Raw genomic sequence first — 10,459 nt, 5'->3', positions numbered from 1 at the left:
AACTTGCGGGCACTTTTCATATCTAGCAATCCCAAAGTTAGAACTTTCCTATAAAGTAAAAAATGAGACCTCCAATAATGGAAAGTCTCTACTTTTTGGCACTGATTCTATGCCCTTATTATTCAGTTCCTAAATGTACACTTTTTAGCACCACCACCTTAAAAAGAGGTATAAAAAAGAAGGTGTATTTCAACCTTCTGTTAAATATAAAACCAAATCTTATTTTTGGTGCTGGCTATGTGATACTTTACACCATGCTACCATTACACCACATCTCCGCAGCAGCATAGCCAGCTAATCATTATAACAGACATATCTCTCATAACGTATCCTCCTTTTAAGTCAGAAATAAAATTCCTAATAGCATCATAACAGATACCAGAGGTAACAATATTCAATAATGTCATAACAAATGAGGAGATGCTTGGAATCGAACCAAGTCCTGCTGCAAACTTATTTGCATAAAAATTATACCATATTAGGCTTAAAAAAAAGAAAATATATTTCAACCTAGCCTTGAAGTATTTTAATTACCTTTTTAGCAATCGACAGATTCATAAAAGTTCTTTTTCTTTGTTCCATCAAATCAAAATCAACTCTCCATTTTTCAGATACTTTTGATTTTTCTATAACCTTTTCAATCGAATAGTCTTGAAACCATTCTATATTCTTAACTGTATAATATTTGTGAGCATATTTCTCAAATGCATCTGTAATAGCTTTTTCAGCTTCTTCTGGATATACCTCAAACTCCATCTTAGAAACCATATCATTTACATATTCTTCAAGGAAATAATAATCAGGAGGATAATCATATGCTACTGTTTCTCCTTCATCGTCAGTAATAGGACATGGTTTAGGATTAATACCAATCTCACCTAATTTGAAGTCAAAATACGATAATATACAATCAGTATCCTTCTTTGACCTATTATATTGACAAACTATACTGTACTGTTCTATTAACAGCATAAGTGTTCTTCTTTCTTTTTTCCCTAAATACCTTATTGCATAGTTTGATTTTATTGATAATAGCTCATCATAGTTTTTCCTAGAATAACTCTTATTTAAAAGTTGCACCACTGGAAATATAACACTCATTAACAGTTCATCTCTATTTCCCTTTCGGTAATACATCATTGATATTAACAATGATATTAATGATGAAATGATTATAGCTGCTGAATTTTGATAAAGCCATTTCAATATCATATCTATCATCTAAAACTCCTTATATTATATCAAAGTTGTTAAATGCATCTCTAATAGCCTCTTCCTTTTCAGGTGTACACTGCGGCTCCTTTGACTTATCATTTTTCTTCCAGTTATTTCCAGTACGTTCTTTACCAAGACCACACTTATCTTTAATCTGTGCAATGTACAATGATGACACTTTAAATCCATATTTTTCAAGAATATAAGCCTTAATTTTCTGATAAGTTATTTTTTCCTCTGGTGTGTAATTACTTTCTTCATCAGGCTCCATTGTAACCTCAATCTTAGGTGTATCTTTTTTGAGGGATAATTTGACAACTGTCTCCACATGCCATCTCTGTGGATACATAAGGATCTTCAGAATAGTATTCAAAATTCCGTCCGCAGAGCGGTGAACGTTTGATATTCATCGCAGAACCAAGGATGGTACTTACATGTTCCGCCTGACACTCTTCCCCCAGTGTCTCTCCCAGTTTCCTTACCAGATCACGATTGAAACTTGAAGCCGTCGCACAGCCTGCCGGAAAACATACCGCTTTGATACTGTTATTGATCCCGAGATGATCCGATGCATCGTCCTGTTTTCTCAGACCGTGAGGACCATCGCATACCATTTCCGATGGAATACCCAGGCGCTCCACGCCTTTCGTGTGCCAGAAATCCAGTCCTGAGCACAGACTTGCTTTCTCTTCTAAGGTCATCTGTGAGATCAGTTCTTTGATATTTTTTCTTCCCTTAAATCCTATTCCTTTCTGCCTGTGAAGCCCTAATACTTAAATAGTTCCATCTTCACACATTCCGGCATATCATATAGCATAGTCACAATCTTTTCATCGCCGTTCTGTCTCTGCCTGCATCTCCATTGTCCGTCACTGTATGTTCCTGCTTCTTTTCTGATGAAATCCACCTTTCTGTGATCACCCGGTTTTGTATGCACACATACATTGCACATCATCCCCACAATCAGGAAATTATTTTCGTCCAACTCGAACACAGCCCCGGCTGCCGTTGGCATTCCAACCTGTTGCGGCAGATACCGGATTTCCATATCGTAAGACTTAAACTTCAGATAACATCCCTGCTCTCCTTCCGCATTTTTCAGAAAGCACTTCAGATGAGTTGTTCCCCTGTACCTAAGATACAGCGACTTAATCTCGCCAAGGAGTCTGTATACCTCTCCCAGAGTCTCCTTTGTCCCGGTCATGTCAAAAGAAAGCGGGTCTATATTCAAAGCCTCCGTCACCTCTTTCGGGATCACATCCGGCTCCTTCTGCCACAGGTCTTCAATCCCGAACGGTGCGTAACACAGGGCATGGCAGTTCAGGTAAGCATACAGAGCGTATGACGCTGTTACAGCGTCTTTTCGCACCTCCGGGATTACAAGGGGATTATCCGGACGGGTATACTTCTCCATGATCTCCGACACATAGGGGACATAGATATCCGGGGCAATAGTAAAGAGGGAAGGCGCCGCCGCTTTCCACACCCAGAGCATATCCTCCACCGGGCCTCCCGACGGATAAGAACCAGCATACCAGGGGAACTGTTTCAGCCACACATTGGCGTAGCAGGGCAGAGGATACTCTTTTTTTCCGACTGATGCAATCCTCTCCAGAGCGGAGGCAAAAAACCATGCGGAAAAAATCTCCCCTGCGTCTTCTCCGAATACGACAGTCCAGTCTGCCTTTTCAGGCCATCCTGTTTCCCTGGCACGGATTTTTCCTGATTTTACAGCTGCATCCATCAGTTTATCCGGCACATTTCCTGTAAACGCCTCCTCTGCCTGACGGCAGTAATCACGCTCTGTTCCAAGCAGTCCCACTTCATTTTCTACCTGGACCATGATGACCGATGAGTTTTTATCAACCTCCCGCAGATGTCCCATCAGACGGGAAAATGCAGCGGCATCTCTCTCCACCGCCTCCCAGCACAGAGGAGAAATCGTATTTAACCTTTCTCCACCATACATTTCCGCACGGAAAAATGTTTCACTGTCCTGCTTCATCCATGCCGGCACATAAGCCGACTCTGCATTCTTCCATAGACCGAACCAGAGCAGGATCAGCTTTTTCTTAAATCTGACAGCCTGCTCAAGAAGTGAATCCACAAGCGAAAAATCATAGCTGCCTTCTTCCGGCTCCAGCGTCTCCCAGTACACCGGTACAATCAGTGTATTCAGATGACTCTGATCCATCTTCATCCATATCTCTGCCTCCATCCTGTCCGGGGCATAGGCGGCTGAGTTGTGCACCTCCCCTGCAAACGCCCAAAAAGGCTGCCCGTCCACATACAGAGTCGGGATTCCTCTTTCTATTTTTACTTCTGTAATTTTATTCATCTTGAATCCTTCCTTTTGAATTTTCTTCGACAATATCTTTTTTACTATCGTTTCTAAACAGCAGTCCTATAAGCGAAGATGTAAAAACTAATGTTCCATAAAATGGTATTCGCAAAAGACAATTCTGGCCAAAACTCAAGTCAGAAGATATATATGTAACCAAAAAGTTTCCAAGAATAACCACTATAACAACAAATATGACGGCAAAAATACTTACAATTAGTTTTTCCCTTTTATATTTTTTCATCTGGCAGTCCCCTTAAAAAAGCAGCTTTCTCCGAGTAATCAGAAGCCGTATCCCGCTCACCAGAGCAGACACTCCCACAGCAATCGCAAGGGCTCCGGCCACAACATTCATGACGCCTGAATTTTCAACTGTTTTGTAGATTTTTTCTCCCATACTTCTATTTCTCCTTTCCATGAATCCTGCGGATCATGCACAGAAGATGTCCTGCCGCTGTTTCCATTTCTTCTCTGGTCACTCTTCCTTCTTCATATCCTTTCAGGATCTGACGAATCACCGGCGGTCCGCCCGGCATGACGATATCATTTCCCGCAGCCACGGCGTCTGCTCCGTCTACCACAATATCCATATCGCCCCAGTCTGTCACCACAGCGCCGTCAAATCCCCATTCTTCCCGAAGGATACGGGTGCACAGATCCTTACTGCCCCCGGCGAAAACGCCGTTTATCTTGTTAAAAGACGTCATAATGCAGGCAATATGTGCTTCTCTTACCAGCATTTCAAAAGGCTTCAGGTATAGTTCCCTGGCCGAGCGCTCTGTCAGTATAGAGTCAACAGCGTCTACCTTTTTCCCTGCATTTCCGCGCCGGAATGTCTCCTGCTCATTTGCCGCGAAGTGTTTCGGGCACACGATAACCGGCCGGCCATTCTGTACGCCTTTTGTGATCTCGCAGGCACAGACTCCTGTCAGGTACGGATCTTCAGAAAAATATTCAAAATTTCTGCCGCACAGCGGATTTCTGTGGAGATTCACAGCAGGAGCAAGCCAGACATTCACCTGCTGATCTTCACATTCTTTCCCTACTGCATCTCCAAACATCTGCCACAGTTTCCTGTCGAACGAGCAGGCTATGAGCATTTCCGTCGGCCAGGCAATACCGCCGATCCCGGCCGGGCCGTCTTTATAGAAAATGGACTTGATCCCTTTTTCCTCAATTGCCGGAGAAACATATCCCGGATATCCTGTCGGGTGGTTGTTTGTTGTAATCGGTTTTCCTTCACCATCGAAAATCGCAGACGGGTCACTGCGGTCCCCCACAGCCGCAAAGGGAGTGCCCGGCCCATAGCCCACACAGAGAGAAGCGAGTTCTTCGATGGAGAGCTCCGGCAGATTTTGCTGCGTTTCTTTTTCAGCCTGTCTGCTCTCCCCTCCTGCAAGAATATCCTCTTCCGTTACAGAAATTACCGCCATCCCGGTCACGCCTCCATCAGGTTTCTTCTCACATCTGTCTTCCAGATGGCACCCTGCGTAGTCTTTCTGTGTCAGGAACGAAAGCTTATCTCTGTTGCATTCTAAGATTATCATACGGTTCGCGCACTGTTCTGTAAGGACTGTATCCCCCAGGCGTACCATTCCCACCAGGGAGGTGTCTCTTGATGAATTTCCCATCTTCAGGAGATAATCGCCCGACTCTATGACCCACGCAGCTCTTCCTTCGTCATAAACCGCCAGTTCTCTCCATGGAATCCAAATCTTAACCTTCTCTTTTTCTCCCGGAGCAAGGTCCGCGGTTTTCTCAAATCCCTTCAATTCCTGATAAGGACGTTCCACACCCTCTGCCGGATTTACCTTGGACAGATAAACCTGGATTACCTCTTTCCCTGATATTTCCCCAATATTTTTCACATTGGCTGTCACCATAATACCGCCGTTTTGCTTCTCGGCCGAGGCATCGCTGATTGCAAATTCAGTGTAAGAAAGCCCATAACCAAAGGGGTAAAGCACCGGTTTCCCGAATGTATCAAAATATCGGTAACCGGTATAGATATCTTCCCAGTACACACTCACCGGGCTTTTAGAAAAACCTGTACTTCCGTTTTCTTCTGAGGAAAGGCCGTAGCTCTCATAGTCAAGAACATTCTCCAGATGCTCCTTATCCCATGAGAAATGGTCTGCCGACGGGTAATCTTCATAATGTTCCGCTATGGTCACCGCCAGTTTCCCGGAGGGATTGGTCTCCCCCGTTAAAATGCCAGCTAGCGCAGAAGCCCCTTCTTCCCCTGGGATTCCAATAAACAGAAGGCTTTTTATATTTGCATACTTTCTCACCCAGGACAGATCGATCAGCCCGTTAACATTCAAGGCTACCACTACATTTGTAAAATGACTGCAGACTTCCTTCAGCAGACTTTCTTCTGAATTAGTCAGGTAATAATCCTCTGAAAGGTGACGGTCACACTCCTCACCGCCAGAATTTCTGCCAATTACAATAAGTGCTGTGTCAGTTTTTTCTGCCGCCTGGTCAATAAGTGTGCCGGGCACTTCGTACTCATCAAGCGGAGCGCGGTATTTGCCGAATATTTCATACATAATTCCACTGTTTACCATCTCACTGACTTTAGTCCAGTCAAACTCATCCTCTTCCGTGACCCGTTCCTCATTTATCTTATATTCATAAAAGCCCTTTAAAAGTGGCTCAGGTCTGATTCCGCAATTTTCACATTCTTCCAGAATCGTGCCGCATCCGGCCACATTTGCACCGCCGGATCCGTTTCCGGAATATAAAGTGCCAATCTGCGTCCTCCCGAAAAACGCGATCTCTTTCTTCTCTTTTAAAGGAAGCATATGATCTTCGTTTTTCAACAATACAATGGATTCTTCTGCAATCCTTCTGGCAAGTAACTTCCTATCCATCTGTTTTCCTCCTGTCCTGCCGGATATCTTACCCGACCCGCTGTAAGTGTATGCCTAAGCTATACTTTGTCTTTCTGTACTTTCGCATAAAATGCTCTTTTTGCGCCGTCTATCCATCTATCCTCTGTGATCCGGTATGTTCCTTTTAACCGTATATCCTCAGAAGAACTTCCAATTTCTACATCTATCTCTCCTTTTTCCACCTTCCAGCGCATCTGCCTGTCAAGAAATGCTGACTGATCCGCCTGTACTGTAAATGTTACCCGTACTTTCTCTCCCGGTTCCATATGGATTCGCTTAAATCCGGCAAGCTCTTTCACCGGGCGTGTCATACTTGCAAATCTATCCCTGAGATAAAGTTGTACCACTTCATCCCCGGCACAGTTTCCCGCATTCTTTACCACACAGCTGATCTGTACCGATTCTTCTGCTCCAATCTCTGCCGTCGATATATGAATGTCTGAATACTCAAACTGTGTATAAGACAATCCATGTCCAAAGCAATATCTCGGTGTATGGGGAACATCCACATAATTGACGAATCCGATACTCTCCTGCTGATGCCATGCGGAACCGTTTGGGTGATTATAGTAGATTGGAATCTGTCCGGCGTGATATGCCACGGATACTGGCAGTTTGCCGCCCGGATTATATGCTCCCAGCAGGACATCTGCCACAGCCTGCGCTCCCGTTTCCGCCGGGCTCCAGGCTTCTATGACGGCATCCAGATATTGGTCTGCCGTGTCACTGGAGATCGGCCTGCCATCAAAATGGATGCCGATTAAGGGCTTTCCATACACCGATGCAGCTTTAATAAATGCGTCCTGACATTCCGGCAAATTGATGTCGGCAGCGTCCACACCTTCTCCCATGGTCGCCATAGAGCATGTACCGTGCTTTCCTCCCAGAGTGAGGATCACAACATCAGCTTCCCTGACTGCCTGCAGTGCCTCCTCAAATCTGCTCTGATCCTTTCCGGCAACCGGGTATCCATACACATACAGAATCTCCGTATCTGTCATACGCTCCTTTAGTTCTTCTAACAGGCTTCTGCATCCCGGCTTCTGTAAGCGCAGGATGTCGTTAAAGAGTTCTGCTTCATCTGACTGGATCTTTGTACCCGGGACATAATTCACCGGTTCGCCGTCTGGCAGCATTGCCCCGCCGATCTGTCCGGACTCCGGGCTGCCCTCTACCCCTGCGATAGAACTTGCGGCCGCGTAGACCGACTCCATCATGCACAGATGAGTATATCCGCCGAAGAACTTACGGGCACAGTCTGCATGAGGCCCGATCAGGGCCAGCTTCTTGATCTTGCCTGACAAAGGAAGTACCCCGTTGTTTTTCAAAAGCACCATGGATTCCCTTGCCGACCGAAGGGACAGCTCCGCCCCCTCTTTCTCTTCAAAAATCTTTTTGCAGGACTCACCGTCCATTGCGAAAGGTTGTTCAAACAGGCCCATGCGGAATTTCGCTTCCAACACCCTCAGAACTGTCCGGTCCAGCAATTCTGTATCCGCCTGTCCGCTTCGGAACATTTCTTTGAGTTTTTCGCCATAACCGATCGCTTTCGGCATCTCCATGTCCATCCCTGCTTCCATGGCAAGAAATCCTGTTTCTCCAATAGTCTCTCCGATCCGCTGGACTTCGTGGGCATTGCTGATGCCGCCGTAATCACTGATACACAGTCCGTCAAATCCCATTCTCTCCCGAAGAAGTTCTGTCAGTAATCTGTGGGAAACCGAGGCCGGTTCTCCGTCAATGGAATTATAGCAGGGCATTGACTCCTTTGATGATTACATCACACAAATTGAAATACCGATTAAAACTTAATATTAGTCAGTATAATTCTGTATATGACATCCCTCAAAAATCGACAGCCTAATGGTATCAATAATTCTTATAGCAGTGTTTCTATAATATATTAAAAGCCTCTTTGTCCGCTTAAGAGTTTAATCTTACAAAGAAAATGCTAAATCATAAGCCTCCCAGATTGCTGTTTTCAAATTTCCAACCTTTTTAACATCGCCGACTATATGAATATTCGTTTTCCCCTGTTGTGTTCCGCCGTCAACAAGCCTCGTGTCTGGCATATAACCACAGCTCATTATCACGTCGTCGCATTCCAGCTGTATTGTCTTTTCCGCTGTCTCAATGACAATTCCATTTTCAATGATTTCTAAGAGCTTTGCGTTTTTATAAATAGGAACTTCATAATACCGCAATAAGTCTCTCAGACAACTGGAGTTTGCCATGCAGAGTCCCTTGGTCTTTAAAATATCGTCTGCCATTTCCACAATAACCGGTCGTTTTCCTTTCAGCACAAGGTCATAGGCAATCTCGCACCCCGTCAAACCTCCGCCGATTACAGCGACGTCCTTTCCTACTTTTCCCCCCAGCAGATATTCCGTTGCTTCAATAGCTTTTTCCTGTCCCGGAACATCTAGCTTTTTAGGTTTCGCGCCCGTAGCAATGATAATTTCATCTGCTGTCAGCTCAGCCAGAGTTGTAATTTCACAGTTGTATTCCACTTTAATCGGCAGGCTTTCTATTTCTTGTTGAATCCATCTTATAAATTCCTTATCTTTTTCTTTAAATTCAGGTGCTGCTGCAGCGTTAAACACACCGCAGAGCCGGTCACTCTTTTCATAAATTGTTACCTCATGACCTCGGATTGCCGCAATTCGTGCTACAGTCATCCCAGCGATACCCCCGCCGATGACCGCAATACTTTTTGTTACAGCTGCTTTTTTCCCAAAATCATATTTCTGCTCACAGAATGTCCTAGGGTTCAACGCACAATGCCCTTGTGTTTTTCCATCCTCTTCATCGATTTCACAACCAACGCCTTCATAATGATAAATCGGAAGACATGCATTATGACATGCAATGCAAGGAAGAATGTCACTAAATTTCTCCTGTTCCAGTTTTACAATGTATTCCGGATCCGCCAGGAACTGACGTCCGATTCCCATAGCATCCAGTTTTCCTTCTGATATAGATGCTGAAGCTTCATCCGGCTGCATTCTTCCTGCACATACCACAGGAATTTCTACCACTTCTTTTAATCGTGTCACCTCCGCCATGTTACAGTTTAAAGGCATATATACAGGCGGATGCGCCCAGTACCATGAATCGTAAGTCCCATTGTCCGCATTAAGCATATCATATCCTGCATCCTGAAGATATTTTGCGGCTTTCAGCCCTTCCTCAAGATCTCTGCCGGCTTCTGTAAATTTCTCACCATAAACTGCCCCGATACCAAAGCCGATTGTCTTACTGGTTACGGAATACCGAAGGGATACAGGGAATGTGTCACCGCACTGTCGCTTAATCTCCTCTACAACTTCTTTCGCAAACCTGTAGCGGTTATCAAAAGTCCCCCCATACTGATCTGTTCTCCGATTCGTATACTTCGTTGTAAACTGATCCAGCAGATAGCCTTCATGCACGGCATGCACTTCCACACCGTCAAACCCTGTCTCCATACAAAGTTTGGCTGTCTTACCATAGGCATCCACATACTCAAGAATTTCACCTTCCGTCAGTGGTCTATGTATAATTTCTGGAAGCCAACGGTTAGGTAGTTCACTAGGGGCTACAAGAAGATTATCCCAGTCAAACATGGATTTTTGTCCGGTTTCCTTCTCTTTTTCATAAAGTTCCTTTAATGCCAGTGGCATGGTAAATGTTCGTCCCCATCCTGCACCAATCTGCAAAAACACTTTTGCACCGTAACTATGAATTTCTGCTAAAAGCGGCTTTAGTCCTTCGAATATTTCTTTCTGCTCATAAAGCCACTGTTTCCCCACCATACTTCGCAGAGTAACCATTCCGGGAATAATTAAACCTACATGATTCTTTGCACGCTCCACATAATAATCATAGATATCCTCACCAATTTTAAAAATAGGTAAGCAGTCTATCATGTTTGTACCTTCCATTGGTTCCAAAACAAAACGGTTTTTAATCATTACCGTTCCAATTTTAAATGGTTCAAATAAAATTTCGTGTTCTTTTTTCATTT

8 protein-coding genes and 1 pseudogene are annotated in these 10,459 nt (G+C 44.4%); all 9 read right to left on the bottom strand.

The annotated features are described in order from the left end of the window. Positions 1-510 precede the first annotated feature (510 nt). Positions 511-1,221, bottom strand: coding sequence for a hypothetical protein (locus tag DW650_RS18000; RefSeq protein WP_117636773.1), 711 nt, complete (start codon positions 1,219-1,221; stop codon positions 511-513). A gap of 10 nt (positions 1,222-1,231) precedes the next feature. Next, positions 1,232-1,486: a 23S rRNA methyltransferase gene (locus DW650_RS17995; RefSeq protein WP_117636774.1), complete on the bottom strand. Its 255-nt coding sequence runs from the start codon at positions 1,484-1,486 to the stop codon at positions 1,232-1,234. 58 nt (positions 1,487-1,544) lie between these two features. After that, positions 1,545-1,916 (bottom strand): annotated as a pseudogene (locus DW650_RS17990) (beta-glucosidase-related glycosidase); the annotation flags it as partial. Positions 1,917-1,981: 65 nt separating this feature from the next. Continuing rightward, the gene (locus DW650_RS17985; RefSeq protein WP_101878526.1) at positions 1,982-3,553 is read right to left on the bottom strand and encodes a DUF5597 domain-containing protein; all 1,572 of its coding nucleotides are present in this window, start codon (positions 3,551-3,553) and stop codon (positions 1,982-1,984) included. Further along, positions 3,546-3,800, bottom strand: a complete 255-nt coding sequence (locus DW650_RS17980) for a hypothetical protein (protein WP_015522081.1) — start codon at positions 3,798-3,800, stop codon at positions 3,546-3,548. The genes DW650_RS17985 and DW650_RS17980 overlap by 8 nt, the downstream gene beginning before the upstream one ends. Before the next feature lie 12 nt (positions 3,801-3,812). Further along, the gene (locus tag DW650_RS19805; RefSeq protein WP_165853795.1) at positions 3,813-3,953 is read right to left on the bottom strand and encodes a hypothetical protein; all 141 of its coding nucleotides are present in this window, start codon (positions 3,951-3,953) and stop codon (positions 3,813-3,815) included. A gap of 4 nt (positions 3,954-3,957) precedes the next feature. Further along, complete coding sequence (locus tag DW650_RS17975) at positions 3,958-6,432, bottom strand: glycoside hydrolase family 3 protein (protein WP_118210737.1); 2,475 nt, start codon at positions 6,430-6,432, stop codon at positions 3,958-3,960. Between the two features lie 59 nt (positions 6,433-6,491). Then, complete coding sequence (locus tag DW650_RS17970; protein ID WP_242953301.1) at positions 6,492-8,213, bottom strand: glycoside hydrolase family 3 C-terminal domain-containing protein; 1,722 nt, start codon at positions 8,211-8,213, stop codon at positions 6,492-6,494. Between the two features lie 177 nt (positions 8,214-8,390). Beyond that, entirely contained in the window at positions 8,391-10,457 is a 2,067-nt protein-coding gene (locus tag DW650_RS17965) for an oxidoreductase (RefSeq protein WP_118210736.1), read from the bottom strand. Positions 10,458-10,459: the final 2 nt, after the last annotated feature.

This window comes from Roseburia sp. AM23-20, from assembly GCF_003470905.1.
Lineage (GTDB): Bacteria > Bacillota > Clostridia > Lachnospirales > Lachnospiraceae > Roseburia > Roseburia rectibacter.
This window is presented reverse-complemented; position numbering and strand designations above follow the sequence as displayed.

Coding starts and splice junctions, on each gene's coding strand:
- DW650_RS18000 (WP_117636773.1), bottom strand. CDS start 1,221: ATGATAGATATGATATTGAAATGGCTTTATCAAAATTCAGCAGCTATA.
- DW650_RS17995 (WP_117636774.1), bottom strand. CDS start 1,486: ATGGAGCCTGATGAAGAAAGTAATTACACACCAGAGGAAAAAATAACT.
- DW650_RS17985 (WP_101878526.1), bottom strand. CDS start 3,553: ATGAATAAAATTACAGAAGTAAAAATAGAAAGAGGAATCCCGACTCTG.
- DW650_RS17980 (WP_015522081.1), bottom strand. CDS start 3,800: ATGAAAAAATATAAAAGGGAAAAACTAATTGTAAGTATTTTTGCCGTC.
- DW650_RS19805 (WP_165853795.1), bottom strand. CDS start 3,953: ATGGGAGAAAAAATCTACAAAACAGTTGAAAATTCAGGCGTCATGAAT.
- DW650_RS17975 (WP_118210737.1), bottom strand. CDS start 6,432: ATGGATAGGAAGTTACTTGCCAGAAGGATTGCAGAAGAATCCATTGTA.
- DW650_RS17970 (WP_242953301.1), bottom strand. CDS start 8,213: ATGCCCTGCTATAATTCCATTGACGGAGAACCGGCCTCGGTTTCCCAC.
- DW650_RS17965 (WP_118210736.1), bottom strand. CDS start 10,457: ATGAAAAAAGAACACGAAATTTTATTTGAACCATTTAAAATTGGAACG.